The organism is Kitasatospora sp. NPDC048365 (genome assembly GCF_043200835.1).
Taxonomy (GTDB): Bacteria; Actinomycetota; Actinomycetes; order Streptomycetales; family Streptomycetaceae; genus Kitasatospora; species Kitasatospora terrestris.
The window spans coordinates 1-25,046 of the sequence record NZ_JBICYJ010000077.1; the positions used below are offsets into that span (position 1 = coordinate 1).

Annotated in this window: 28 protein-coding genes; 16 read left to right on the plus strand and 12 right to left on the minus strand. The window is 74.1% G+C overall.

From position 1 onward, the window contains the following. Positions 1 to 119: 119 nt before the first annotated feature. Entirely contained in the window at positions 120 to 644 is a 525-nt protein-coding gene (locus tag ACGFX4_RS39805) for a GNAT family N-acetyltransferase (protein WP_393085814.1), read from the minus strand. A gap of 100 nt (positions 645 to 744) precedes the next feature. Between ACGFX4_RS39805 and ACGFX4_RS39810 the strand changes: the two genes are divergently transcribed. The 3 genes from ACGFX4_RS39810 to ACGFX4_RS39820 all read left to right on the plus strand — a co-directional run bounded on the left by ACGFX4_RS39810 (position 745) and on the right by ACGFX4_RS39820 (position 2,731). Then, positions 745 to 1,149, plus strand: a complete 405-nt coding sequence (locus ACGFX4_RS39810) for a hypothetical protein (protein WP_393085816.1) — start codon at positions 745 to 747, stop codon at positions 1,147 to 1,149. 5 nt (positions 1,150 to 1,154) lie between these two features. After that, positions 1,155 to 1,874 (plus strand): DCC1-like thiol-disulfide oxidoreductase family protein, encoded by a 720-nt coding sequence (locus ACGFX4_RS39815; RefSeq protein WP_393085818.1) that lies wholly within the window; start codon positions 1,155 to 1,157, stop codon positions 1,872 to 1,874. A gap of 86 nt (positions 1,875 to 1,960) precedes the next feature. Further along, the gene (locus tag ACGFX4_RS39820) at positions 1,961 to 2,731 is read left to right on the plus strand and encodes a TetR family transcriptional regulator (RefSeq protein WP_393085820.1); all 771 of its coding nucleotides are present in this window, start codon (positions 1,961 to 1,963) and stop codon (positions 2,729 to 2,731) included. A gap of 23 nt (positions 2,732 to 2,754) precedes the next feature. Here ACGFX4_RS39820 and ACGFX4_RS39825 read toward each other — a convergent pair whose 3' ends face one another. Continuing rightward, on the minus strand, positions 2,755 to 4,035 hold the full coding sequence (locus ACGFX4_RS39825; RefSeq protein ID WP_393085822.1) for a GNAT family N-acetyltransferase: 1,281 nt from the start codon (positions 4,033 to 4,035) through the stop codon (positions 2,755 to 2,757). A 138-nt stretch (positions 4,036 to 4,173) separates the two neighbouring features. Here ACGFX4_RS39825 and ACGFX4_RS39830 point away from each other — a divergent pair, with 138 nt between their 5' ends. Together ACGFX4_RS39830 and ACGFX4_RS39835 are read left to right on the plus strand one after the other, a co-directional pair. Continuing rightward, positions 4,174 to 4,698: an SMI1/KNR4 family protein gene (locus ACGFX4_RS39830; RefSeq protein ID WP_393085824.1), complete on the plus strand. Its 525-nt coding sequence runs from the start codon at positions 4,174 to 4,176 to the stop codon at positions 4,696 to 4,698. A 38-nt stretch (positions 4,699 to 4,736) separates the two neighbouring features. Beyond that, a complete protein-coding gene (locus tag ACGFX4_RS39835) occupies positions 4,737 to 5,720 on the plus strand; it encodes a sigma-70 family RNA polymerase sigma factor (RefSeq protein WP_393085826.1) in 984 nt (327 codons plus the stop codon). On the opposite strand, the gene ACGFX4_RS39840 is transcribed toward ACGFX4_RS39835, so the two are convergent. Further along, positions 5,691 to 6,011 (minus strand): hypothetical protein, encoded by a 321-nt coding sequence (locus tag ACGFX4_RS39840; RefSeq protein WP_393085828.1) that lies wholly within the window; start codon positions 6,009 to 6,011, stop codon positions 5,691 to 5,693. The two genes, ACGFX4_RS39835 and ACGFX4_RS39840, sit on opposite strands and share 30 nt — an antisense overlap. 145 nt (positions 6,012 to 6,156) lie before the next feature. Between ACGFX4_RS39840 and ACGFX4_RS39845 the strand changes: the two genes are divergently transcribed. From ACGFX4_RS39845 to ACGFX4_RS39855, 3 genes are read left to right on the plus strand one after another with little or no spacing between them, the layout of a single operon-like run. After that, entirely contained in the window at positions 6,157 to 6,717 is a 561-nt protein-coding gene (locus ACGFX4_RS39845; RefSeq protein ID WP_393085830.1) for a dihydrofolate reductase family protein, read from the plus strand. A 21-nt stretch (positions 6,718 to 6,738) separates the two neighbouring features. Beyond that, complete coding sequence (locus ACGFX4_RS39850) at positions 6,739 to 6,963, plus strand: DUF4287 domain-containing protein (protein WP_393085832.1); 225 nt, start codon at positions 6,739 to 6,741, stop codon at positions 6,961 to 6,963. After that, positions 6,960 to 7,751: an alpha/beta fold hydrolase gene (locus ACGFX4_RS39855; protein ID WP_393085834.1), complete on the plus strand. Its 792-nt coding sequence runs from the start codon at positions 6,960 to 6,962 to the stop codon at positions 7,749 to 7,751. Before ACGFX4_RS39850 ends, ACGFX4_RS39855 begins: the two co-directional genes overlap by 4 nt. A gap of 17 nt (positions 7,752 to 7,768) precedes the next feature. Here ACGFX4_RS39855 and ACGFX4_RS39860 read toward each other — a convergent pair whose 3' ends face one another. The 4 genes from ACGFX4_RS39860 to ACGFX4_RS39875 form a co-directional block, all read right to left on the minus strand. Beyond that, positions 7,769 to 9,001 (minus strand): C40 family peptidase, encoded by a 1,233-nt coding sequence (locus ACGFX4_RS39860; protein WP_393085836.1) that lies wholly within the window; start codon positions 8,999 to 9,001, stop codon positions 7,769 to 7,771. A 141-nt stretch (positions 9,002 to 9,142) separates the two neighbouring features. Next, positions 9,143 to 9,499 (minus strand): hypothetical protein, encoded by a 357-nt coding sequence (locus tag ACGFX4_RS39865; protein ID WP_393085838.1) that lies wholly within the window; start codon positions 9,497 to 9,499, stop codon positions 9,143 to 9,145. Between the two features lie 34 nt (positions 9,500 to 9,533). Continuing rightward, a complete protein-coding gene (locus tag ACGFX4_RS39870; RefSeq protein ID WP_393085840.1) occupies positions 9,534 to 10,574 on the minus strand; it encodes a hypothetical protein in 1,041 nt (346 codons plus the stop codon). A 46-nt stretch (positions 10,575 to 10,620) separates the two neighbouring features. After that, positions 10,621 to 12,291, minus strand: coding sequence for a threonine/serine exporter ThrE family protein (locus tag ACGFX4_RS39875; RefSeq protein ID WP_393085842.1), 1,671 nt, complete (start codon positions 12,289 to 12,291; stop codon positions 10,621 to 10,623). A gap of 115 nt (positions 12,292 to 12,406) precedes the next feature. Here ACGFX4_RS39875 and ACGFX4_RS39880 point away from each other — a divergent pair, with 115 nt between their 5' ends. Further along, the gene (locus tag ACGFX4_RS39880) at positions 12,407 to 13,348 is read left to right on the plus strand and encodes a cation diffusion facilitator family transporter (RefSeq protein ID WP_393085844.1); all 942 of its coding nucleotides are present in this window, start codon (positions 12,407 to 12,409) and stop codon (positions 13,346 to 13,348) included. Here the strand turns inward: ACGFX4_RS39880 and ACGFX4_RS39885 are convergent. Then, entirely contained in the window at positions 13,336 to 15,669 is a 2,334-nt protein-coding gene (locus ACGFX4_RS39885) for a hypothetical protein (RefSeq protein WP_393085846.1), read from the minus strand. The two genes, ACGFX4_RS39880 and ACGFX4_RS39885, sit on opposite strands and share 13 nt — an antisense overlap. Beyond that, a complete protein-coding gene (locus ACGFX4_RS39890) occupies positions 15,666 to 17,513 on the minus strand; it encodes an ATP-binding protein (RefSeq protein WP_393085848.1) in 1,848 nt (615 codons plus the stop codon). Before ACGFX4_RS39890 ends, ACGFX4_RS39885 begins: the two co-directional genes overlap by 4 nt. 227 nt (positions 17,514 to 17,740) lie before the next feature. Between ACGFX4_RS39890 and ACGFX4_RS39895 the strand changes: the two genes are divergently transcribed. Continuing rightward, positions 17,741 to 18,058 (plus strand): hypothetical protein, encoded by a 318-nt coding sequence (locus ACGFX4_RS39895; RefSeq protein ID WP_393085850.1) that lies wholly within the window; start codon positions 17,741 to 17,743, stop codon positions 18,056 to 18,058. Positions 18,059 to 18,103: 45 nt separating this feature from the next. Here ACGFX4_RS39895 and ACGFX4_RS39900 read toward each other — a convergent pair whose 3' ends face one another. Next, positions 18,104 to 19,273: a TetR/AcrR family transcriptional regulator gene (locus ACGFX4_RS39900; protein WP_393085852.1), complete on the minus strand. Its 1,170-nt coding sequence runs from the start codon at positions 19,271 to 19,273 to the stop codon at positions 18,104 to 18,106. Between the two features lie 163 nt (positions 19,274 to 19,436). On the opposite strand from ACGFX4_RS39900, the gene ACGFX4_RS39905 reads away from it, so the two are divergent. After that, positions 19,437 to 20,594 (plus strand): acyl-CoA dehydrogenase family protein, encoded by a 1,158-nt coding sequence (locus tag ACGFX4_RS39905; RefSeq protein ID WP_393085853.1) that lies wholly within the window; start codon positions 19,437 to 19,439, stop codon positions 20,592 to 20,594. A 105-nt stretch (positions 20,595 to 20,699) separates the two neighbouring features. Here ACGFX4_RS39905 and ACGFX4_RS39910 read toward each other — a convergent pair whose 3' ends face one another. After that, complete coding sequence (locus ACGFX4_RS39910) at positions 20,700 to 20,966, minus strand: hypothetical protein (RefSeq protein WP_393085855.1); 267 nt, start codon at positions 20,964 to 20,966, stop codon at positions 20,700 to 20,702. A 167-nt stretch (positions 20,967 to 21,133) separates the two neighbouring features. On the opposite strand from ACGFX4_RS39910, the gene ACGFX4_RS39915 reads away from it, so the two are divergent. Further along, complete coding sequence (locus ACGFX4_RS39915; RefSeq protein WP_393085857.1) at positions 21,134 to 21,466, plus strand: cupin; 333 nt, start codon at positions 21,134 to 21,136, stop codon at positions 21,464 to 21,466. On the opposite strand, the gene ACGFX4_RS39920 is transcribed toward ACGFX4_RS39915, so the two are convergent. Next, complete coding sequence (locus ACGFX4_RS39920) at positions 21,463 to 22,044, minus strand: TetR/AcrR family transcriptional regulator (protein WP_393085859.1); 582 nt, start codon at positions 22,042 to 22,044, stop codon at positions 21,463 to 21,465. The genes ACGFX4_RS39915 and ACGFX4_RS39920 overlap by 4 nt on opposite strands. 97 nt (positions 22,045 to 22,141) lie before the next feature. On the opposite strand from ACGFX4_RS39920, the gene ACGFX4_RS39925 reads away from it, so the two are divergent. The 4 genes from ACGFX4_RS39925 (at position 22,142) to tatA (ending at position 24,935) form a co-directional block, all read left to right on the plus strand. Next, on the plus strand, positions 22,142 to 23,701 hold the full coding sequence (locus tag ACGFX4_RS39925) for an MFS transporter (protein ID WP_393085861.1): 1,560 nt from the start codon (positions 22,142 to 22,144) through the stop codon (positions 23,699 to 23,701). 116 nt (positions 23,702 to 23,817) lie between these two features. Next, complete coding sequence (locus ACGFX4_RS39930; RefSeq protein ID WP_393085863.1) at positions 23,818 to 24,168, plus strand: YidH family protein; 351 nt, start codon at positions 23,818 to 23,820, stop codon at positions 24,166 to 24,168. After that, positions 24,165 to 24,476: a DUF202 domain-containing protein gene (locus ACGFX4_RS39935; RefSeq protein WP_393085865.1), complete on the plus strand. Its 312-nt coding sequence runs from the start codon at positions 24,165 to 24,167 to the stop codon at positions 24,474 to 24,476. The genes ACGFX4_RS39930 and ACGFX4_RS39935 overlap by 4 nt, the downstream gene beginning before the upstream one ends. A gap of 183 nt (positions 24,477 to 24,659) precedes the next feature. Then, positions 24,660 to 24,935 (plus strand): Sec-independent protein translocase subunit TatA, encoded by a 276-nt coding sequence (tatA, locus tag ACGFX4_RS39940; RefSeq protein ID WP_393085867.1) that lies wholly within the window; start codon positions 24,660 to 24,662, stop codon positions 24,933 to 24,935. Positions 24,936 to 25,046 lie beyond the last annotated feature (111 nt).

Consider the following 25,046-nt stretch of genomic DNA (forward strand, 5'->3'; position numbering starts at 1 on the left):
CCGACGAGGGAGTCCATGCGGAGCATCGGCGACTGAGGAGAAGCCGTCGAGGTGCGTGCCCCGGCGGCGGCCCGCAGGCGGGGGTTTGAAGACGGGCCCTGGGCCCTGGGCCCCGGGCCTCAGGCCGTCGCGGGCCAGAGGTACTCGTACTCGGGGAGCAGGTGGCCGCCGGGGAAGGCGGCGACCCGTTCGTCGGTGCGGACGCCGCCCTCGCGCTCGTAGAAGGCGACGGCGCGGACGTTGTCCCGCAGCACCTCCAGCCGCAGCGGGCGGCCGGCCGCCGCGGTGCGGTCGAGGGCGGCGCGCAGCAGCAGGGCGCCGATGCCGCCGCCGGTGCGGCCGGGGCGGACGTGCAGGTTGTCGAGCAGGACCCTGCCGTCCGGTTCGGGCACCAGGTAGGCGAAGCCGACCGGGGTGCCGTCGGGCTCCTCGGCGATCAGCAGCACGGGGGTGTCGGTGGGCGGCCCGTAGTCGGCGGTGAGCCGGATCTCCCAGATCGCGAGGCGTTCGCCCGCGAGGCCGTCGCCGAGCGCCTCGGCGGGGACGATCCCGTCGTACGCGGTGCGCCAGCTGTCGGCGTGGAGGGTGGCGACGGCGGCGGCGTCGGCCGGCCCGCCGGTGCGGACCACGATCGGGGAATCCATGGGACGAGCCTCCCACACAGGCGGACTTGAACACGTTCAAAAGACCCTCTACAGTCATCCCCGTCGAGCTTTTGAACACGTTCGAAACGGAGTGGTCCCGATGGACTACACAGTCGTCAGCTATGCCGCCTACCTGCCGATCGCCACCGGCGTGACGGTCTGGGTGGCCCGCACCCTCAGCCGCAACGGCCGGCTCTTCCTCTCCGACGTCTTCGCCGGGGACGAGCGGCTGGCCGACGCCGTCAACCACCTCCTGGTGGTCGGCTTCTACCTGATCAACCTCGGCTTCGTCGCCCTGTGGATGCGCAACGACGAGACCGTCGACAGCACCGCGGGCATCTTCAACGCCCTCTCGTACAAGCTCGGCACCGTGCTCCTGCTGCTCGGTGTGATGCACCTCGGCAACGTGTACGTACTCAACCGGATCCGCCGCCGGGGCGCGCTGGAGCGCCAGCAGCGGCCGCCGGTCGCGCCGCAGGGCTGGGTCAAGCCCGCCGAGGCGTGAGCCCGGTGACCACCACCACCGCACCCGCGGCGCCGGCGACGTGGCCGGCGCCGGTCGGCCGGCTGACCGTGCTGCACGACCCGGGCTGCCTACTCTGCCGGCACCTCACCGCCTGGCTGCGCGGACAGGCCCAGCTGGTAGCGCTGGAGTTCGTCGCGGTGAACTCCGCCGAGGCGCACCGGCTCTTCCCCGGCCTCGACCACGACGCCTCGCTCGGCGAGATCACCGTGGTCGGCGACACCGGCGAGGTCTGGCGCGGGGCGCCCGCCTTCGTGGTCTGCCTCTGGGCGCTGGCCGAGCACCGGCCGCTGGCCCATCGGCTCTCGACCCCGGCCGGTCTGCCGCTGGCCCGGGCGGCGGCCTTCGCCGCCAGCAAGTACCGGCAGGCCACCGGCGCGGGCCGGGCGCCGGCACTGGGTGTACAGGGGTCACCCAGTGCCGTGCAGCCCGGGCCGTCACCGGCCGCGATCCCGTACGCCGGGGGGCGTCACGGCATCGCGGCCCCGGACCCCGCGAACCCGTACGGCGCTCCGCCCGCCGGGGCGCCGGGCGCGGGGGGCCCGCACTCCGGCGGCCCGCACGCCGTCGGCCCGCACCCCGGCGGTCCGCACAGCAACGGTCCGTACGGCGGGGGGCCGTACACCGCGGGACCGTACGACCCGGCGGCGTACGGGGTGCCGCCGGAGCCCGGGTGCGGTGACGGCAGCTGCTCGGTGTCGCCCTAGTGCACCGGCGCAGGGCCACCGCGCAGCGCACCGCCCCGGGCCGGGGGGACCGGCCCGGGGCGGTGGCCCGGGTAGGCTCGACCACCGTGGAGGAGCCGAACCAGAGCGACCGCGTCACCGACGGCAGGGTCGAGAGCGCGCCCGAGCTTCCCGGCGGGCGGGCACTGCCCAAGACGGACAAGAGCGAGCAGACCCGCGCCCTGATCCTGGAGACCGCGATGCGGCTGTTCCAGGAGCGCGGGTACGAGAAGACCACGATGCGGGCCATCGCCACCGAGGCGGGGATCTCGGTCGGCAACGCGTACTACTACTTCGCCGGAAAAGAGTTCCTGATCCAGGGGTTCTACGACCGGATGACGTACGAGCACGCGGCGGACGCCAGGCGGCGGATGGCGCACACCCGGGACTTCGCCCAGCGTCTGGAGATCGCGCTGGAGTCGTGGCTGGACACCGCGGCGCCGTACCACGAGTTCGCGGCCCAGTTCTTCCGGACGGCCGCCGACCCGACCAGCTCGCTCAGCCCGTTCTCCAACGAGTCGCACCCGGCCCGGGCCACCGCGGTGGCCCTCTTCCGGGAGGTGCTGGCCGGCTCGGAGCTGGCGCCCAAGCTGGACGCCGAGCTGGTCGAGCTGCTGCCGGACGTGCTGTGGCTGCACCTGATGATCGTGGTGCTGTACTGGGTGTTCGACCGCACGCCGGACACCGAGCGGACCCGGGAGTTCGTCCGCCGCTCGACGCCGATGGCGGCCCGGGTCATCAACCTCTCCCGCTACAAGGTGTTCCGGCCGATCGTCCGGGACGCCAAGGGCCTGATCCAGGACTTCATCCTGCCGACCATCGGCAAGACCGCGAAGTAGCCGGCACCGCCCCGGGGCACGGATCAGAAGCCGTCGGGGTTCCAGCCGGCGGTCGGGGTGCGCAGCAGCAGGTCGGCGGTGGCGGCGGCGCCGGGGCGGTGCTCGGTGAGCAGGCCCGCGGCCAGCAGCCGGGTCGCGGACTCGGCGCCGAGGTAGAGGCTGCCGACCCGGCCGATGTCCAGGGTGAGGTCCGCCGGGTCGTCGGTGGGGGTGCAGCGGCCGGTGCCGTCGGCGGCGGTCTCCAGCGCCCAGCGGCCGGCCGTCCAGCCCTCCGGGTCGGTGACTTGGAGGACCAGGCGGCCGGGTGCGGCGTAGCTGCGGGCGGCGAGCGCGGCGGGCAGGTCGAGCAGCCGCAGCCAGAGGAAGTCGCAGATCTCCTCGTGCGGCTTGGCGCCGCGCGGGTCGTTCAGCAGGAGCGGCAGCGGGTCGTCCGGGGAGAGGTTGCCGACCGCGACGTGCCGCACCCAGTCGACGGAGAAGGCGAACCTCCACAGCGCGTTGGCGGTCGGCCGGTCGAGGGCGAGGAAGTCGTTGACGGTGAGGGTGCAGTTGGGGAACGCGCCGTCCCAGGTGTCGTCGACGGAGTACCAGATCAGGCCGGTGATCACGCCGTCGGCGTCCCGGTGGGCCGCGTAGAAGCCCTCTTTCCAGTCGTAGCCGGGGAGGGTGACCTCGCCGGTGTGCAGCTTCCACCAGGCGGGGCTGCGGGTGATCGCGCCGGGCTGGGTGAGCCGCCAGCGGTCGTGCAGCTCGGGGCCGAGCTTGCGGACCTCCTCCAGCGAGAGGAAGTCGACCCGGCCGCCCTCGGGCACGGGCAGGTCGGCGCGCAGACCGCCGGAGCGCAGCAGGTCGATGCGCAGGCCGTGGGCGCGGGTCGCCGGGCCGTAGCCGAAGCGGCCGTAGATGTTGTACTCGGCGGCGATCAGGATCGCGGCGAGGCTGCCGCGCTCGCGGGCGGCGGCCAGGTCCTGGCGCATCATGCCGGAGAGCAGGCCGCGGCGGCGGTGGGTGGAGTTGACGGTGACGGCGGTGACCGCGTCCACCGGGAGGGTGCCGTTGCCGGGGACGGTCAGCTCGGCGTCGAAGCTGCGGAAGGTGGCCACGCAGCGGTCGCCGTCGGCCCGGTCGAAGGCGGCGAGGAACCGGCCGGGCTCGAAGGTCAGCCGCCGGAACTCGGTGCCGTCGGCGATGTGCGGCCGCAGGAAGCCCCGCGCGATCGCCCGGTCCCAGACCGGGATCTCCTCCTCGGTGATGGCGCGGATCTCGATGTCCTGGCCGGGGCGGCCGTGTGCGTCGTTGCCCATCCCGTCACGGTACGTCGGGCCCGGTGCGTGGGCATCCGGTTTTCCGCCGGGTCCGACCGGCGTCGCGGGCACCCTCCCGGGACGCGGCGCCGGCCGGGGAAAGCCCCGGTTGTCGGTGCCGGCCGCTACGGTGCGCGCATGACCTCCGAGCACGATCGCAGCTTCCCGCCCGCACTGGCCGCCGCGCTGGCGGTGCCGTTCGACTTCCGGGAGGGGGACGGGGTCGACTTCGAGCCGTTCCCGGAGTTCCTGCCGGCGGGGCAGGCCACGGAGTGGTTCCGGGCGTGGACGGGCAACGAGGCGCTGAGCGGCGACGACTTCCTGGTCTTCGGGCAGGACGGCACCGGCGGGTACGCGGCGTTCTGGCTGGTCCGCGTCGGTGTGCCGGTGGCCGAGCAGCCGCTGGTCTTCCTCGGCTCGGAGGGTGAGGTCGCGGTGCTGGCCCGCGACCTCGGCGAGTTCCTGTGGCTGCTGGCCGCGGGCTACGGCCCGCAGGAGGCGGCCGCGTACGGGCCCGACCACGCGGCGGTGCCGGACCGGGCGCTGACCGAGGTCGCGGAGCGGTTCGCGCCCGGCGCCCGGCGGCCGGCCGCCGAGGTGCTGGCCCGCGCGGCGGCGGAGTTCCCGGACTTCGAGGAGGCGCTGATGGAGTTCTGCCAGTGAGACCACGGGGCGACAAGGCTGCGAAGTAGGGTGACAGAGTGCCAGTGATCACGGATTCCGATGCCGTCGTCGAGCAGCTCGAGCCGTTCCGGCGGGAGCTCACCGCGTACTGCTACCGGATGCTCGGCTCGACCTTCGAGGCCGAGGACGCGGTGCAGGAGACGCTGGTCCGGGCCTGGTCGAAGTACGCCGGTTTCGAGGGGCGTTCGGCGCTGCGGACGTGGCTGTACCGGATCGCGACCAACGTCTGCCTGGACATGGCGCCGGCCGCGCAGCGGCGGGCCCGGCCGATGGACCTGACCTCGCCGGTCGCGGCGCACACGCCGGACCTGACCCAGCTGGAGGAGAACATCTGGGTCGGGCCGGTGCCCGACAGCCGGGTGCTGGCCGGGGATCCGGCCGAGGTCGCGGTCGGCCGGGAGACGATCCGGCTGGCGTTCGTGACGGCCCTGCAGAAGCTGCCGGCGAAGCAGCGGGCGGTCCTGGTGCTGCGCGAGGTGCTGGCCTGGTCGGCGGCGGAGACCGCCGAGCTGCTGGACACCAGCGTGGCGTCGGTCAACAGCGCGCTGCAGCGGGCCCGGGCGACCCTCGCCGAGGGCGGCGGGGTCCCGGAGAGCGACACCTACCGGCCGCTGGACGAGACGCAGCAGGCGCTGTTGGCCCGGTACGTGCAGGCCTTCGAGGCGTTCGACATCGAGGGCCTGAAGAAGCTCCTGCACGAGGACGCGGTGCTCAACATGCCGCCGTACCAGATGTGGGTGCAGGGCGTGGTGGAGCTCGGCGCGTGGTGGCTGGGCGCGGGCTGCGGGTGCCGCGGCTCGCGGCTGCTGCCGGTGGAGGCGAACGGCTCGCCCGCGTTCGCGCAGTACCGGCCGGCCGAGGACGGGAACGGCTGGACGCCGTGGGGCATCACCGTGCTGGAGATCGCCGACGGCCGGATCGCCACCATGACCAACCACATGGACACCGACCGGCTGTTCCCGCTGTGGGAGCTACCGATGCGGCTGCCCGCCGGCAGCTGACGGATCGACGGTTGGCGGGCCGGCAGTTGACGGGTCGTCGTCCGCGAGCACGCCGTCCAGGCCGGTCAGCGCCAGCAGCAGTCGCAGGCGCGGGCCGGCCCCGCGCAGGACGAGCTCGGCGCCGGCCCGCCGCGCGGCCAGGCGCAGCCGGGCCAGCCGGTCCAGGTCGGCGGGCCCGGGCGCGGTCAGCCGCCCGACCTCGCAGACCACGAGCCGGACGTCCGGGCGGTCGGCGAGCAGGTCGGCCAGGTCCTCGGGTGCCGGCGGCGCCGGGAACAGCAGTCTCTCCACACCTATGGGGACTCCTCGGCGGCGCCGTTCTCATCGGTCGCGAAAAGATCTTGGAACTTCTTCGCCGCGGAGCGATGAGTCCCGCGACCGGCCCCCGTCTGACCGGGTGAGAGCACCTCACACCCGCGAATCCAGGGAGCATCCCATGCGCAAGATCACCGCCGGTCTGTTCATCGCCGCCGACGGCGTCGTCGAGAGCCCGGAGCAGTGGCACTTCCCCTACTTCAACGACGAGATGGGGGCGGCCGTCGGGGCCCAGCTCGGCGCGGCCGACACCGTGCTGCTCGGCCGGGTCACCTACGACGGCTTCGCCGCCGCCTGGCCGGAGCGGGAGGACGCGGGCGGCGAGGACGCGCCGATGGCGAAGGCGCTCGGCGACGCCCGCAAGGTCGTCGTCTCCCACTCCGACCTGGCGTTCGACTGGCGCAACTCCGAGCAGCTGAAGGGCGACCTGGTCGAGGGCGTCACCGCGCTGAAGCAGGAGGAGGGCGGGCCGATCGGGATGTCCGGCTCGATCTCCGTGGTGCGCGCGCTGCTCGCTGCCGGCCTGATCGACGAGCTGCACCTGTTCGTCCACCCGATCGCGGTCGGCAAGGGCCTGCGCCTGTTCGACGGGAACGCCGAGCCGATCCGGCTGAAGCTGCTGGAGAACACCGTCTTCTCCACCGGCGTGCTGCACACCGTCTACGGCCCGGCCGACAAGTAAGCGACCTTCGAGGAGACCGTCATGACCACCCCCGTCAAGGGCCCCGCCAGCTACTTCCCGTCGATCGAGAAGAAGTACGGCCGACCGATCGCCGAATGGCAGGAGCTGATCCGCGCCTCGCCGCTGACCAAGCACATGGAGCTGGTCGGCTGGCTGAAGACCGAGTACGGCCTGGGCCACGGCCACGCCAACGCCCTGGTCGCCCACACCCTCGCCGAGCAGACCTCCCCGAAGGACCCGTCATGACCGCCGTCGTCTCCGCCGACGGGACGACCGTCGCCCACACCGTGACCGGCAGCGGCCCGGCCGTCGTCCTGGTCGACGGCGCGCTCTGCCACCGGGCCTTCGGGCCCGCCCAGGGCCTGGCCGCGCAGCTCGCCGCGCACCACACCGTCCACACCTACGACCGGCGCGGGCGCGGGGAGAGCGGCGACACCGCGCCGTACGAGGTGGAGCGGGAGATCGAGGACCTGGCCGCGGTGATCGCCGCCGCGGGCGGCACGGCGGCCGTGTACGGCATCTCCTCCGGCGCCGCCCTGGCCCTGCGGGCGGCGGAGCACGGCCTCGGCATCACCCGCCTCGCGGTGTACGAGCCGCCGTTCGCCACCGAGGACGGGCAGCGCGAGCGCTTCACCGGGTACGCGGCGGGCCTGGCCACCGACCTCGCCGAGGGCCGGCCCGGGGACGCGGTCGCCCGGTTCATGGCCTTCGTCGGCGCACCGGAGCCCGTGGTGGAGCAGATGCGCAGCTCACCGGCGTGGCCCGCGTTCGAGGCGGTGGCGCCCACCCTCGCGTACGACGCCGCCGTGCTCGACGCGCCCGCCGGCGCGGGCGTCCCGGTGGCGGCGCTCGCCGGGCTCGCCGTGCCGGTCCTGGTGATGGCCGGCGGCGCAAGCCCGGAGCTGCTGCGGGCCCCGGCCCGTGCGGTGGCGGCGGCCGTCCCCGGCGCCGAGTACCTGACCCTGCCGGAGCAGACCCACGACGTGGCGCCCGAGGCGCTCGCGCCGGAGCTGCTGAAGTTCTTCGCCGGCTGAATCCGCCGGCGGAGGGGCTACGGCCGGGCGTAGAAGTCCGGCCGGCCCATGATCCAGAGGCTGGCCTGCTTGATCGCGGTGCCCGGCCGCGGGGCCTCGATCATCTGGTCGTCGCCGATGTAGATGCCGACGTGGTAGATGTCCGCGGCTCGGCCGGTCTTGGTCCAGAACACCAGGTCGCCGGGCCGGAGCCGGGCGTACGACACCGGCGTGGACTCGGCGTACTGGTCCGCCGCGAAGTGCGTGAGGTTCTTGCCGCCCCGGCGCCACGCCATCATCGTCAGGCCCGAGCAGTCGTAGCCCTCCGGGCCCTCGCCGCCCCAGATGTACGGCAGGCCGATCTTGGAGCGGGCGAACGCGATCGCGGCCGCCGCGCCGTCCGCCGACCAGGCGCTCTCCGAGGACGGGTTCGGGCGCGCCGCCCACTGGGCGGCCGCCGCCGCGGCAGCGGCCCGCGCCGCCTCCTCCGCCTCCCGGGCGGCGATCGCCTCCAGCGCCTCGCGGCGCTGGCGCTCCAGGTCGACGGTGGTGTTGCGGGCCGCGGCGAGCTCGGTGAGCAGCTGCTCGCGGCGCCGGCCGATCTCGGCGACCTGCGCCTGCTGGGCGGCCAGCCGGGCCTCGGCCTGCTCCTTCGCGACCCGGACCTCCTCGGCGGCGCGGCCCGCCGCGTCCTCCGCGGCGCGGGCGGCGTCCCGGGCGCGGGTCGCCGCGGCGGCGGTGGACGTGGCGTCGTCCAGGATCTGCCGGGTCCGGGCACCGGCCACGCCGACCGCCGCCGCCCGGTCGCTCAGCGCGCCGGGGCCGCTGGCTCCGAGCAGCGCGTTGATCGCCGACAGCTCCGGGGAGCCGCCCTGCCGGTACACCTCGGCGAGCAGGCCCGCCGCCCGGTCCGCCGCCTCCACCCGCGCCGCCTCGGCCGCGGTGGCCCGGCCCGCCGCCGCCTCCGCCTCCGCCTTGGCCCGGACCAGCCGGGCCTGGGCCCCGTTGTACGCCTCGACCGCCTGCTCGGCGGTCCGGCCCGCCTCCTCCAGCTCCGCCTGGGCCGCGGTCAGCCGGGCCTCGATCGCCCCGACGTCGCCGGCCTTGGCGTCCGCCTCGGCCTGCGCCCGGGCGATGTCCTCGGCGGACGGGTACGGATCGTCGGCCGGCGAGGCCGGCCGGGCCGGTGCCGGAGCGGCAGCGGCGGCGGGCAGCAGCCCGAGCACGCCGGCGACGGCCAGGAGCAGGGTCGGCAGGAATCTGCGGGCCACGGTCGGCACCTCATTTCGCCGGTCTGACGATCAGCCAAATATCCCATCACGTGACAATTCAGTCACTCGACGTAATATTCTCAGACCTGACGATTCCTCACCGCTATCGCCATACGCCCGCCCGGGTGAGATGTCCGATTGTCAGCTCCGCCTACGAATCTCCCGGTACCGCCGCTCGACGTCCTCCATGAACCACTCGGGCAGGGTGTGCGCCTCCCGCAGCACCCGCCGCTCCTCGGCGCTCAGCCGCTCGGCAGCGTCGTCCACCGCCAGCGCGTAGTCCGCCATCCGCCCGGAGGTGATCTCCTTGCGCATGTCGCGCGCGTGCTCGGTGGGCAGGTGCCCGTACGCGAGCCCCGCCCGGACACCGTTCCGTTCCACCAGGCCGAGCAGCCGCCACCACGGCGCCCGCTTGGTCCTCCGGGCCGGCTCGTCCCGGAGCAGCAGCCAGCAGAGCCGTTCGTCGGTCGTGCCCGACAGGTCCCCCTGCAGCATCATGTCGCTCCCCCCTCGGATCGTGTGGGGGCAAACGTCAGTGGCGGGGCTGCGGGTGCGGGAGGCGGGGGTGGCGGTACGGGGTGTGGGGTTCGGGGCGGGCGGGGGCGGGGCGGACGGCGTAGGTGCGGTGGCGGCCGGCCCGGACGGTGCGGCGGCGGCGCCGGGCCTGGTCCTGGCGGGCCGGGTCGACCGGGACGGAGCCGGCCTCGGTGCGGCGGTCGGCGAGCCGGGCGTGCCGGCGGGCGAGGGCGCGGGCAGCGTGCGCGTCGAGGTGGGCGGTGGCGCGGGCGGCGATCCGCTCGGCGGCGCGGTGGGTGGCGGTGTGGTGGGCGGGGACCTTGTCGGGTGCGCCCGCGATCAGGTCGAAGAGCCAGGTGCGGGCGCGTTCGGCGCGGGCGTGCAGCAGCCGCTCCCGCCGGACGGCGCGGCGCATCGCCCGCGGCCGCTTCGTGTACCGCCACCGTGCCCACGGGCTGCCGGGCCGGGCGAGCCGGACCGCGCCGATCCAGGAGATGCCGGGGACCATGATGCCGAGCAGGCCGGTCCACATCTTGCCCTTGAGCAGGGCGACGATCGCGGCGAGCGCGTTGACGGAGATGACCGAAATCAGGCCCCACCGGGTGTCCTGGCCGGGGACGACGCCGAGCGGGACGTACCCGATGAGCAGCAGGGCGGTGACCAGGATGCCGAGGATGACGGCGTCCACGGACTTGCGGCCCTGCTCGCCCCAGTAGACGTCGTCGAGGTGCAGGATCAGCGCGAACTCGTCGAGCACCAGGCCGCAGCCGATGCCGAAGGCGAGTCCGAACCAGTCGATCCACGGGTGGCCGCCGTTGGTGGCGAAGACGCCGATGCCGCCGAGCAGCAGGAAGCCCAGGCCGAAGACCATGTGGTGGATGTGCAGGCCGCCGGGGGTGATGTTGCCGGGCCACCAGCGGACCTTGGCGCGGATCATCCGCACGCTGAACCGGATCAGGACGAACGAGCAGATGAACCCGGTCAGCAGCAGGAAGAGCGGTTGCTTGTGCGCGGCCACGATGTGGCTCCGGTAGCCGTCCAGCAGTGCACTGATCATGGGTGGTGCCTTCGTTCGTCGAACCGTCCCGTCTGCTAACGCCGGGTCAGAACCCGCGGGTGCGTTTGGCCGCCCGGCGCGGGACGAGCAGGTGGGGCGCGAGTCGCTCGGTCGCGCCGGGGCTCTTGAGGAACAGCCGGGCCACTTCGCCTCCGAGGTTCACGCCGATGGCCAGCGCCATCGCCAGCGCGGCGGCCCGGGTGACCGAGACCAGTCCGGCGCTGGGGTGGCCCTGGGCGAAGGCGAGCATGCCGAGGTAGAGCGCCGAGCCGGGCATCAGCGGTCCGATCGCGGCGGTCACGTACGGCAGCGCGCTGGCGTAGCGGTAGCGCGCCATCAGCTGACCGAACAGGCCGACCAGGCCGGCCGCCACGCCGGTGGCGACGATCGGAGAGATCCGGGCGTTGTTGGTCAGCACACCGTACGTGGACCAGCCGATCACGGTGTTCAGCACGACCAGCGGCAGCGTCCGCCGGTCGGTCTGCAGCAGCATCGCGAAGGCGGCGGACAGCAGTATCGCGGCGACCAGCTGCACCGGCGGGTAGGTGTCGCCGACCAGGCTCTCGTCCGGCCGCAGCTTGGCGTTGTAGTTGACGCCCAGGTAGAGCACCAGCATGACGCCGATGACGATGCCGGCGATGAGGTACATGACTTCCAGCAGCCGGGCGGCGGCGGTGATGTAGAAGCCGGTCAGGCCGTCCTGGACGGCGGCGACCAGCGCCCGGCCGGGCAGCAGCGCGAAGAGTCCGCCGGTGATCACCACCGAGCCGCGCAGGTGCAGGTCGTTGAAGGAGAGCAGGATGCCGAGCAGCGCGGCGGGCATCGCGGCGATCACGAACTGGTAGAACTCCGGCAGGCCGCGCCGCGCGATCATCGACGCCAGCCGGTCGCCGGCGACCGCCGCGACGAACGCGTTGGCGAACACCAGCCACGCCGTGGAGTCGGTCTTTCCGCCGACCAGGAAGGTCGCCGCGCCCGCCAGCAGACCGGTGGCCAGCGCGAGCCCCCACGCCGGGTACGGGTGCCGGTTGCGGCGGATCTCCGCGAGCCGTCGGTAGCCGTCGTTGACGCTGACCCGCTCCTCGGTGATGTCCGCGACCAGCCGGTACACGGCCGCCAGCCGGGTGTAGTCCGAGGTGCGGCGGCGCACCACGCGGTCGGCGGTGACCGGGGCGTCGATCAGCGACGGCTGGTGCGAGATGGAGATCAGCGTGAAGGTGACCTGCGGCTCGCAGTGGTCGAGCCGGTAGGCGTGCGCGATGCCGAGCATCGCCGCCTCCACGTCCTCCGCCGCCTCGCCGCTGGCCAGCAGCAGCTCGCCGATGCGCAGCGACAGGTCGAGGATCCGCGGGATGTTCTTCGCCGCCGACGGGTGCAGCTCGCGCGCGGTCCGCTCGAACGCGGGGCGCTCGACCATCGGCGTGCGCAGCAGGGTGCGCATCCGGTCGGGCCACGGCGCGTCGCCGGGCTGCAGCGGGGGCACCACGATGTCGTCCGGCGGGGTGTAGCCGGCCGCCCGCCACTCCTCCGGGGTCAGCGTGTCCTGGCCGAGGCCGCCGGTGAACCGGGGCCGCTCCGGCGGCTCCTCGGTCGGCGCGGGTACCAGCAGGCCCCCGGTCGGCGGCGGTTCGGGCGCCAGCGGGACGGGGATCGGCTTCTCCACCGGCGGCACGTCGGGCCCGAGCAGCCCCTCGGTCGGTCGGCCCCGCTTTCGCACTCCGCTGTCCCCTCGGCTCCGTCGGGTCTTCGGCTCCCACCTTGCCTGATCGAACGTACGAGTGCACAGGTGCCGCACGTCACGATTCTCACCAAATCGGACATACTCTCCCACTGTGGGCAAGGAGAGCACCGGGAGCGAAGAGAGCGTCACCACCGTGGTGGTGGCCGGGGTCTGCAACCTCGGCATCGCCGCCGCGAAGGCCCTGGCGGGTCTCGTCAGCGGGTCCAGCGCGATGCTCTCCGAGGCGGCGCACTCCTTCGCCGACACCGTCACCGAGCTGCTGCTCTTCACCTCGCTCAAGCGCGGCGAGCGGCCCGCCGACGCCGCCCACCCGTTCGGCCACGGGCGGGAGCGCTACCTGTGGGCGCTGATCGCCTCGGTCGCCACCTTCGTCGGCGGCGCGGTGTTCTCGGTGTACGACGGCATCCACACCCTGACCCACGGGGAGGAGCTGGGCGACCCGGCGCTCTCGTACGTGGTCCTGGGCGTCGCCTTCGTCCTGGAGAGCGTGTCGCTGGCGCGGACGGTCCGTCAGCTGGAGGCGGAGACCGCCCGGCTCGGCGTCGGCTGGCTCCGCTTCCTGCGGCACACGGCCGACACCGCGCTGAAGGCCGTCTTCCTGGAGGACAGCGCCGCCCTGGTCGGCCTGCTGCTGGCGTTCGGCGGCCTGCTCGGGTCGCAGCTCAGCGGCTCCGGGGCGTGGGACGGCACCGCGTCGGTCCTGATCGGCCTGCTGCTGGCCTGGGTCGCGTACGTCCTCGCCCGGGACAACGTCTCGCTGCTGCTCGGCCGGGCCCTGCCCGGGCCGCTGGAGGAGAGGCTGGTCGCGGTCCTCCGCGACCAGCCCCACGTGGTCGAGGTGCTCGACCTCGCCACCAGCGTCTTCGGCCCCGACGACATCCTCGTCGCGGCCAAGGTCCACTTCGCCGACCTGGCCACGGCCGCCGAGATCGAGCAGGCCTGCGACACCGCCGAGCTCTCCCTGCGCACGGCCTTCCCGGCCGTCACCAAGGTCTACCTCGACCCGACCCCGTCCAGGGCTCAGAGCTCGTAGCGCTCCGCGATCCCCTGGTGCCGGGCGAGGTCGGCGCCGGCGGCCTCGGCCAGGTCGAGCCAGGCGAGCGGGTGGCGCCAGGGCGCGGTGAGGCGGGCGAGCAGGGCGTCCGCGTCGGCCGCCGAGGCGGTGGGCGGGACGCCGACCGCCGCGTAGACGCCAGGCAGGGCGCCGCCCGAGGGGTCGGTGATCTCGTACTGGTCGCCGCTGTAGGCCCACAGGCCGTAGCCCGCGTCGTGGAGGGCGCCGCGCAGGGCGACCCACGCGTCGTCGCCGGGCCAGGCGCCGTCGATCCAGTACGTGGTGTACCCGGCGGGGTCGAGCAGGGTGAGCAGCTCGAACACCGGCCGCCACTGCTGCTCCTCGCCCTCGGCCGGCGGGTCGTTGAGCACGGCGGGGCCGAACACCACGGTGTCCCGGTGGTTGAGCGGCAGCTCGTCGCCGAGGACGGGCAGCACCCGCGCGGTGGCCGGCCCGGTGCGCAGCGCGGGCAGCTCCGCGGTCGTCCCGTTGGTCCGGGTGGCGCGCAGGGTGACGAGCTGCCACTCCTCCTCGACCGGCCCGCTGTCCGCGTCGAACTCGATGCCCAGCTGCGCGCCGGTGGACCGGACGGCCGCCCAGTCCCGGTTGGCGGTGGCGACGGTGACCAGGTGCCAGAGGTCGGGCTCCTGCACCCGGCGGTGGGCCTGCTCGGGGTCCTCGTCGCCGGCCGGCAGGGCGTGCGCCAGCAGGTCCTCGTAGAGCCGCTGCGCCTCGGCCCAGTCGCCCTGGTGGGTGGCGGCGGTCGCGGCGAGCCGGCGGGTGTTGACGGCGTCGGGCTCGTGCACCAGGACGGCGGCGCAGTGCTCGCCGACCTCCGCCCAGCGGGCCTCGGACGCGGCCCACCGGGCCAGCAGCCAGCTGCCGTCCGCGGGGCTCCCGGCCGCCAGCCGGGCGGCGAGCTTCCGGACGCCCTCCTCGTCGGAGGCGTCGATCAGGACGGATCCGAGCATCCCGACCAGGTACTCGTGGCCCGGGTCGATCTCGATCTGGGCCCAGAGCAGGTCGGCGACCGCGCGGGCGTGTCCGAGCGCGCCCAGTGCGCCGGCGAGGTTGGCGACCAGCACCGAGTCCGGCTCGCCCTCGCCGGCGGCGAGGGCGGCGGCGATCAGGTCGGCGCCGGTCTCCGGGTCCGGGGTGTGCTCGGCGAGCCATCCGGCGAGCTCGTCCGGGGCGACCGGCAGTTCGGGCCGGGGCAGGGCCAGCGCGGCGGTCCGCAGCGCGGCCAGGTCCTCGGTGACGCCGTCGGTCCGGCGCAGCGAGCCGAGCTTGCGCTCGCCGGTGGCGGCCAGGGTCAGGGCCACCTCGCGCGCCCCGCGGGCGACGGCGAGCCGGCCGGCGATCAGCAGCAGGTCGACGCAGGGCCGGTGCGAGCCGGCGGCGTCCAGGTAGCCGACCCAGCGGGCGAGCCGGGCGCCCAGCGCCGAGTCGTTCGGGTACCGGTCCGCGGCGGCGAGCAGTTCGACCGCCTGGGTCCAGCGGTGCCGGATGTCGGCGTACTGCTCGGCCTGCTCGACGTCGGGCAGCAGCTCCCGGGCCTGCTCGTGGCGGCCGAGCCGGGCGAGGTTGAGGGCGCGTCCGGCGGCGAGCTTGCGCCGGTCGTCGTCGTCCAGCCGGTTGCGGGCGGAGACGTAGGCGAGTTCGGCGGCGTCGTACGCGGCGAGGGCGTCCTGGTAGCGGCCGAGCCGGCCCAGCGCGGAGGCGCGGGAGTGCCCGAAGGCGAGCGAGACGTGCTCGCCGGCGGCCTGGATGCGGGCCTGGGCGCGGTCGAGGTGGGTCAGGGCCTCCTCGGCGCGGCCGTCGTCCTCCAGGGTGTCGGCGTACTCGCGGGAGAGGCAGTCGAAGCAGGCCCGGGCGGGTTCGACCCGCTCCAGGGTCTCCTCCAGGACGGCGAGCCGCTCGGCGACGTAGCCGGGGCCGTCGATGTTGGCGTGGCAGATGGTGAAGTCCTGCACGGCGCAGACGGACTGCGGGCAGGAGGCGGTCTCCTCGCGGTGCGCGAACTCGAGCAGGGACACCGCCTCGGCCATCGCGGCCTCGCCCTGGTGGCGCTTGTTGAGCAGGTTCTGCAGCCGCCAGTGGCGCAGGAAGACCTCGACCCAGGGCAGGCCGAGGGCCCGCGCGGAGGCGAGCGCCTCGGGGTACATGGCGTCGAGCTGCTCGTTGCGGCCCTCGACGGCGTGTCCGGCGATCTCGACGACGGCGGTGGCGAGCCGGTGCTGCCCCGATTCGGCGAGCTGGCGGTGGGTGTCCTGGACCCAGGCCCAGATGTCGGTGGTCACGAGTGGTCTCCAAGGTCCTGGGAGAGGTCGGCGGTGAGCGCGGCGACGGCGGTGGACACGCCGCCCAGGGCGGCGCCGAGGTCGGCCGCCGAGGAGCCGGACGCGGCCGCCATGATCACCTTGAGCGAGCGGAGCAGCCCGGCGGCGGTGGCGGCGCCGGTGCGCCCGGCACGGTAGGCGGTGAGCAGGTCCTCGACGGCGGGCGAGGCGAGGTTGAGGTAGAGGCGGGCCTTGACGGTCCCGTCGGTGCGGGCGGTGAAGGCGCGGGCCAGCCGCAGTGCGGCGGACGGGATCCGGGCGTCGGCCTGGTCGTCCTCGATCCGGGCCTTGAGCTCGGCCTCCCGGTCCGGGACCAGGACCAGCGGCAGGCCGGGCGGGTCGAAGCGGGCGGGGACGAGCTCCTCGCCCTCGTCGGCGAGGGCGGCGGCGAGCCAGCCGCGCTCCTCGGCGGGCAGCGGCGCGGCGGGCTCGCGGAACAGCTCCCGGTTGCCGCTCTCGCTGCCGAGCTCGACGATCCGGCAGTCGCGCAGCTGGGCGTAGCGGCGCAGGAAGGGCAGGACGGCGTACCGGTCGCCGCGGGCGATCGGCACCTGCATGGCGCGGTAGAGCATCTCCTCGAAGCCGCCGCCGCTGCCGAGCGCGACGTGCACCGCGCCGGAGCCGGCCGCGCGCAGCGCGCCGGCGGTCAGGTCGCCCTGCGAGGTGGGCACCGGGACGTCGTCGGCGAGCAGGGTGAACAGCCGGTCGTCGCAGAGCGCGGCGCCGAGCAGGTCCTGGCCGTGCCGGGTGAGGATCCGCCGCCAGGCGTTGGGGTGCAGCCGCGCGGTCTCGTAGAGGCCGTCGACGACGGCGTCGGCGAGGGCCCGCTGGAGCGCGCGGTAGTGCTCGTCGCGCTGCAGGTCCTCGCGGCTGGCGGTGGGGGTGAGCCGGCTGGACTCGATCACGCCGCCGATGAACCCGGCCCAGCTGGGCAGCAGGTCGCGGGCGTCGTCGGCGAGCAGCATGCCGCGCAGGTAGACGGCGAGGTCGCGGTTGTCGGTGGAGCCGTAGGTGCCGCCGTCCTGCACCCAGAGCAGGCCGACGGCGTCGGTCCGGTCCTCGGCGGGGGTGACGGGGAAGGCGGTGAGCGGTTCGAAGCTGCGGGCGAAGGCGTTCGCGAAGCGCATCCGGTGCAGGTGCGGCGAGCCGGGCAGGTCCTGCCGCCAGGGCACCGGGACGTCGTTGACCGGCTGCTCGTCGGTGCCGACGTACACCGGGATCGGCAGCAGCACGCAGTACCGGCGGAGGACCTCGCGCAGCGCCTCCTCGTCGGCGAGGTGGGCGTGCTCGGGCTTGAGGGTCAGTTCGACGACGGTGCCGGGGCCGGGCCGGGGCGCGACGGGTTCGACGCCGTAGCGCTCGCCGCCGCGGCTGCGGTAGCGGTGGGCGAGGTGCGGTTCGCGGTGCGAGGCGGTGGTGACGGTGACCTCGTCGGCGACCGAGAAGGCGGAGAGGAAGCCGAGGCCGAAGGCGCCGATCAGGTCCTGGTCGCCGGTCAGGTCGCGCAGCATCCGGGTGTAGCCGGTGCCGACGGTGGCCAGGTAGGCGTGGATCTCCGGCTCGGTGAGGCCGGCGCCGGTGTCCTCGATCGCCACGGTCCGGGCGGCCGGGTCGCCGCTGACCCGGATCAGCGGCCGGTACGGGGTGTCGGGGTCCTCCAGCCGGCGCCGGGTGTGCGAGTCGTGGGCGTTCTGGACCAGTTCGCGCAGGGCGACCAGCGGGGTGGAGTAGAGGTGGGTGGCCAGCACGCCCACCAGGCCGCCGAGGTCCACCTCCGTCGTGCGCAGCTTCTCGGCTTCAGACATGAGGCCACAGTGTGCCAGTACGACTATCTGTCGACCAGCGATTTCCGATTCGCCGCCAATTCCGGGTTTATTCCGAACGGGTGACACCTTCGAGCGAACCGACCCGGGGCGGCCTGGAAGTCAATCGGCCGTCCGGGGAATCCTGATCGGGCGACGTCAGAACCGGCGCACCCGGGGCGGCCACCCCGCGCGCGCCACCATTCGCACCACTCGACAGGGAGACCACCGTGTCCCGTATTCGCGCAGTCGCCGCCGTCACCGCCCTCGGGGCCTTCCTCCTGGCCGGGATCGGCACCGCTCAGGCCGACAACGGCGCGGGCGCCGACAACGGATCCAACGCCTCCGTGGTCAGCAACACCGGATCGGGCAACATCGTGGGCGGCGTCCTCGGCAATGCCGCCGCGGCCCAGCAGAGCGCCACCGGTTCGGGCGGCAGCAACCAGAACAACAACCTCGGCGCGGCCGGCAACTCCGGCGGTGTCGGCGCGGTCCAGGGCAATGGCAACCTCGCCCACCACGTGTACTACCCGTTCGTCCTCTACTGAGCCGTCGGCTCCTGACCGGGCGCGGGGGGGGCTCCCCGCGCCCCGTCACCGTTCTCCGCGCGGTCCCAGCACCGCCCGGCCCAGCACCAGCAGCCGCCCGGCGCGCTCCCCCGCCCCGGGCGGCAGCCGCACGCCGTCGTTGACCAACGCGAACATCGCGTGCACCCGGATCCGCGCCTCGGCGTCCTCGCACCCGGGCCGCACCTGCTGGAGCAGGCCGACCCAGGTCCGCAGGAAGTCCCGGCGGAAGTCCACCGCCGCCCGCCGGTCGGCCGGCGCCAGGCGCTCGGTCTCACTGACCATCACGCCCAGGTAGTCGCTGTGCCGCACGGCGAAACCCACGTACGCCGCCAGGCCCGCCGCCAGCGCCTCCTCCGGCGAGGCCGCCCCGTCCAGCGCGGCGGACACCTCCCGCTCCAGCCGCTCCCGGCAGCGCACCAGCGCGGCCGCCAGCAGCTCGGCCTTGGTGGCGAAGTGCTTGTAGACGCTCGGCCCGGCGATGCCGACCGCCGCCCCGAGCCGGTCGGTGGAGACGTTGTCGAACCCGCGCGCGTGGAACAGCCGGACGGCCGCCGCCAGCAGCTCCTCCCGTCGCGAGACGGGCGCCGGCTCCGGCCCCGCCGCGTCGGCCGGGAGCGGCGGGGCGGCGGCCGGGTCGGCCGCCAGCAGGTCGCCGCCCAGGGTGCGCAGCAGCGCCTCGAACCGCCGCCGGGGCGGGGCGAAGCTGTGGTTGCTCAGGCCGCCGTACGCCGACAGCACCGACCAGCAGAGCAACTCGGCGTCGAGCCGGTCGAGTTCGGGACGTGCCGTGGCGACCACCGGCACCATCCCGGCCACCGCCGCCCGCAACTCCCGTCCCAGCTCGGCGCGCTGGGCCGGGGGCAGCAGGCGGGCGTCGCGCTGCCACAGGGTGCCGAGCGCCCGGTGGTCGATCGCCACCTCGGCCAGTGCCGCGCACAGCCGCTCCGGCCCGCCGGACCCGGCCCGGACCGCCTCGCGCAGCGCGTCGAGGCCGGCCGCGACGGCGCTGCGCAGCAGCTCGGGCTTGCTGCGGAAGTGCCGGTAGAGCGCGGGGGCGGTGATGCCCACCTCGGCGGCCACCTCCGCCATCGACACCTGGTGGTAGCCGCGCCGGTGGAACTGCCCCTCGGCGGCGGCCAGGATGACCGCCCGCCGCCCGGGCGGCCGCCGCACGACGGCCCGCTCCGTCGCCACTCCCCGCCCCCTCGGCTCGGCCCGACCGTACGCCGTCAGGGTAGCAAGCATTCACTTAACCGGCCGAAGAGCTTGCGGAACACGGCCTCGCCACTCTGGACAGCCGAAGCTACCGGCGATTAACTTGTGGAGCGTTCAGCGGGCACAGGAAGGGAGCGCCACCGTGCGCCGTACCGTGTACAACGAGGACCACGAGGCGTTCCGGGCGACCGTCCGGGACTTCGTCGCCAAGGAGGTCGTCCCGGTCTACGAGAGCTGGGAGGCCGAGGGCCACCCGCCGCGCGACTTCTACCGCAAGCTCGGGGCGCTCGGCGTGTACGGCATCGAGGTGCCCGAGGAGTACGGCGGCGCCGGCGAGAGCGGCTTCAAGTACCAGGCCGTGATCTACGAGGAGACCGCCCGCGCGGGCGTCACCTTCGGCTCCTCCGGGGTGCACACCGGCCTGGTGCTGCCCTACCTGCTGGAGTACGCCAACGAGGAGCAGAAGCAGCGCTGGCTGCCCGACTTCGTCTCCGGCGACATGATGACCGCCATCGCGATGACCGAGCCCGGCGCCGGCTCCGACCTCGCGGGCATCGCCACCACCGCCAAGCTGTCCGAGGACGGCACCCACTACGTGCTCAACGGCGCCAAGACCTTCATCACCGGCGGCGTCCTCGCCGACCTGGTGCTGGTGATCTGCCGGACCGCCCCGTACGACCCGGCGAACCGCCGCGCGGGCCTGTCCATCCTGTGCGTGGACACCACGTCCGAGGGCTACACGGTCGGCCGCAAGCTGCAGAAGATCGGCCTGCGCACCTCCGACACCGCCGAGCTCTCCTTCAGCGACGTCAAGGTGCCGGTGGAGAACCTGCTCGGCGAGGAGGGCAAGGCCTTCTCGTACCTGACCCACAACCTGGTCCAGGAGCGCCTGGCGATCGCGGTCGGCGCCTACGCCTCGGCCGCCGCCGCGGTCGGCTTCGCGGTGAAGTACGTGAAGGAGCGCAAGGTCTTCGGCCAGGCGGTGGCCGAGTTCCAGAACACCAAGTTCACCCTGGCCGACTGCCAGGCCCAGGTGCTCGCCCAGCAGGCGATGGTCGACCAGGCCCTGGAGCTCTACCAGACCGGCGAACTGACCGTGGCCGACGCGGCCGCCGCCAAGCTCTTCTGCACCGAGTCGGCGTCCCAGGTGATCGACAAGTGCCTGCAGCTGCACGGCGGCTACGGCTACATCCTGGAGTACCCGATCGCCCGCCTCTACACCGACAACCGGGTGTTCCGGATCTACGGCGGCACCAGCGAGGTCATGCGGACGATCATCGCCAAGTCCCTGGGCCTGTAGCCCGGGGCCCCGGCGACACGAGCACGCGGCGGTCCGGGACCCACCACCCGGACCGCCGCGTTCCTTCCTGCTCCAGCGCTCGGCGCCGCTCCGCCGCGCAGGAGGTCAGTTGACCGAGGCCTGGCCCTCCGCCTTCCACGCCTCCAGGCCGGCCAGTGAAGCCGCCCTGGCCTGGTTGATCGCCCGCGCCGCCAGCTCGCTCGGCGGGGTGTCCATCTGCTGCACCCAGCCGCGTCCGGCGGACGCCAGGGAGTAGCAGACGAGTGCGGTGCCGGCGAGGCCGATCACCGCGCCGAGGCCGGTGAGCACGACGCCACCGCCCAGCATCGAACGGTTGACCTGGAATCCTGAGAACTTCTGCGTCATCGCCATGGATCCACGATCGGGCCGCAGGCCGCGAACCGCACGCCGGGCGGCCCGTCCGCGTCCCCCGGCCGAGTGAACCGGCGCGCGCGAACGCCGCTCGGCCGCCTATGGTCGCGACGGGGTGCACCGGGCACCCGCAGCGGGGGGCGTCCGATCGGAAGGCGGCAGCCACCATGACCGAGCCGGCCCACATCGACCTGAACGCGGTCGCCGACGAGCACGCCGCGAAGGCCGCCGACAGCCCGCACGGCCGCAGCGCCCACCTGCTGCTGCACGACGGCGTCCTGCGGCAGACCGTGATCGCGCTGACCGCCGGCTCCGCGCTGGACGAGCACAACGCCCCGGTCGCCGCCAGCCTCCAGGTGCTGCGCGGCCGGGTCTCGCTCACCATCGCCGGCCGCCGGCAGGAGGTCCGGGCCGGCGAGCTGCACGTGATCCCGCAGGACCGGCACGGCCTGCTCGCCCACACCGACGCGGTCGTACTGCTCACCGCGGTGACCAACTAACCCCTGGACGCCAGGTCGGCGGCGACCGTCCGCAGGCCGCGCAGGAAGTCGGCGCCGGACGGGGCCAGCTCGGGCGCGATCATCCACTGCGCGGCCAGGCCGGTCAGCAGCGACTGGTAGACGGTGCCGCGCTCCAGCTCCTCCGGGGTGTCCAGCGGCTCGGTCCGCCCCTGGAAGAGCATCGCCAGCCCGAGCCGGCCGTCCTTCTGCACCGCCGTCAGCTGCTTCTTGAGCTCCGGCAGGTGCTCGATCTGCGAGACCATCTCGAACTGCACCGCCCACAGCCCGCGGTGCTCCGTGAAGCTCGCCAGCACCGCGTCCCACGCCCTGACGAAGCGCTCGTCCGGATCGGTGACGCCCGCGGTCTCGGCCAGTACCGCGCCCAGCGAGTCCCCCCATTCGGCGATCGCCTCGATCATCGCCCGGACCAGCAGCGCGTCCTTGGACCCGTAGTGGTAGCCGATCGCGGCCAGGCTGACCCCGGCGCCGGTGGCGATGTCCCGGGCGGTGGTCCGCCCGAAGCCCTTCTCGATCAGGCAGCGCCTGGCGCTGGCCAGCAGATCCTCGCGGTTTCCCATGCCCCCGATGCTACGCGACGCATGGACGGATGTCTTGCACGCTTGATTTATACGCTCGTACTAGACAGATGTGTCACACGTCCGTACAGTCCTTCCCATGACCGCAACCAACGGCCTCGCCGGCCGACGCGAGTGGACGGGTCTCGCCGTCCTGCTGCTGCCGACCCTGGTCCTCGCCATGGACATGGGCGTCCTCTTCTTCGCCGTCCCGTTCATCGCCACCGACCTGCACCCCAGCGGCACCCAGCAGCTGTGGATCATGGACATGTACTCGTTCCTGCTGGCCGGCCTGCTGATCCCGATGGGCGCCCTGGGCGACCGGATCGGGCGGCGGAAGCTGCTGCTGGCGGGCACCGCCGGGTTCGCCGCCGCCTCGCTGGTCGCGGCGTACGCGGACGGGGCGGCCCAGCTGATCGCCGCGCGGGCCCTGCTCGGGATCTTCGGCGCGATCTTCGGCCCGTCCACGCTGGCGCTGATCCGCACCACCTTCCACGACCCCAAGCAGCGGCAGGCCGCGATCGGCGCGTGGAGCGGCATGATGATGGCCGGCGTCACGCTCGGCCCGGTGGTCGGCGGGCTGCTGCTCGACCACTTCTGGTGGGGCTCCGCCTTCCTGCCCGCCGTCCCGCTGATGCTGGTCACCCTGGTCGCCGCGCCGTTCGTGCTGCCCGAGCAGCGCGCCGCCGAGCGCACCGGCCGCTTCGACCTGCTCGGCGCCGCGCTCTCGATGGCCACCGTGCTGCCGGTCGTCTACGGCATCAAGACGCTCGCCGTCGAGGGCTGGAGCCCGCTCGCCGCGCTGGTCCTCGCCGCCGGGCTGGTGGTCGGCGCGGGCCTGGTGGTCCGGCTGCGGACCGCGGCGAACCCGCTGGTCGACCTCGGCCTCTTCCGGATCCGCACCTTCAGCGGGGCGATCACCGTCAACACCATCGCGATGTTCGCGATGATCGGCTTCACCCTCTTCACCTCGCAGTACCTGCAGCTGGTCAAGGGCCTCAGCCCGCTCAGTGCCTCGCTCTGGGCCCTGCTGCCCAGCCTCGGGGTCGGCGCGGCGGTCGGCGGGTTCGGGGCGCTGGCCGGGAAGGTCCGGCCCGCGATCCTGCTCACCACCGGTTTCCTGATCAGCGCCGCCGGCTTCGCCCTGATCACGCAGATCGGGCCGGACACCCCGATGGCCGCCGTCCTGGTCGCCGCCGGTGTGATCGCCGCCGGATCGGTCGGCACCATCACCATCACCGCCGACATGGTGGTCTCCGCCGCCTCCGCCGACCGGGCCGGCGCGGCCGGCGCCACCTCGGAGACCGCGCAGGAGCTCGGCGGCTCGCTCGGCATCGCGATCCTCGGCGCCGCCGGAGCCGCGATCTACCACACCCGGCTGGACGGGCAGCTCCCGGCCGGGGTGACCGGCGAGGCCGCCTCGGCGGCCCGGGACACCCTCGGCGGGGCGGCGACGGTGGCCGCACAGCTCGGCGGCGAGACCGCGGAGCGGCTGATGGACGCGGCGCGGGCCGCGTTCGCGGACGGGATGCACGTCGCGGCGGCGGTCGGCGTGGTCTTCATGGTGGCGGCCGCGCTGACGGCCAACCGCCTGATGCGACACCTGCCGCCGGCCGGCACCGAGCAGCCCGCGGACGAGCCGAAGGTTCTCGCGGCGTAAGGCGTAAAGGGAAAGGGGCGCGAGGACCTGCGCGACCAGCCATCGCTCTACGGAGTGCATGGCTGGTCGCGCAGGTCCTCGCGCCCCTGGGTCCGTGCGGGGTTAGGGTCGCCGATATGGCGGATCCGGGCGACGAGGACGATCTGGACTACCGGTTCTCGCTGGCGAACGAGCGGACGTTCCTGGCGTGGATCAGGACGGCGCTCGCGCTGCTCGCCGGGGCGATCGCGCTGGACCAGCTGACGCCGGACCTGGGGCCGCGGCCGGTCCGGATGGCGGTGTCGGTGGTGCTGGCGCTGGGCGGGGCGTGCCTGGGGGCGGCGTCGTACCGGCGGTGGGCGAAGGTGGAGCGGGCGATGCGGTCCGGCGCTCCGCTGCCGTACACCCGGACGATGCTGGTGCTGACGGTGTGCGTGGCGGTGGTGGCGGTGCTGTTCTCGGTGCTGATCGTCGGCTGGACGCGGTGAAGCGCGATCCGGGGCTGCAGCCCGAGCGGACGATGCTGGCGTGGAGCCGGACCGCCCTGGTGCTGGCGGTGAACGCGCTGCTGATCCTGCGCACCGGCCTGGTCGGCCGACAGCCCGGCCTGACCGCCCTCGGCGGGGTCCTGGCCGGGGCGGCGGGCTGGTTCCACTGGTACGGGGTGAATCGCCGACGGCGGCAGCTGGGCCGTCCGGGGCGGGCCCGGACGGGGCCCGTACGGGCGCTGGCGCTGGTGGTGCTGCTGGTCGCGGCGGGTAGTGCGTGGGCGGTGGCGGTCGGCCCGCGCCGCTGATCCGACCTGCGGACCGACCATGGTGGTCCAGACCACATGGCCAGGATCACCGGTTTTTCCCCGGGTGTTTGCCGACGGGTGTATACGTTCGCCGACAAGGCCAGGCATACTGGCCAGGTCGGGCCGGTCGGCCCGGCCTTGCTCTCACGACGAGAACTTCCGCGAAAGGACCGGTGGTCAGGGATGTTCCGTAACGGTCTCGAGCCCTGGCACATCTTCATCATGGTGGCAGTGCTCGTCCTGCTGTTCGGCTCCAAGAAGCTGCCCGAGATGGCCCGCGGCCTCGGCAAGTCGATGCGCATCCTCAAGGCCGAGACCAAGGCCATGCGTGAGGACGACGCTCCGGCGACCGAGTCCGGCACCGCCACCTCGCAGGCCTCCGAGCAGGCCCGCCCGGCTGTCGAGCCGACCAACGTGACCAAGGCCGCCACCGACTCCAAGTCGACCACCACGGCCTGATCGTTCCACTTCCGGAGCCGGGGGGGGGGGGGGGGGGGGGGGGGGGGGGGGGGGGGGGGGGGGGGGGGCCGCGCCGGGGGGGGCGGGGGGGGGGGGGGGTGTGGTGGGTGT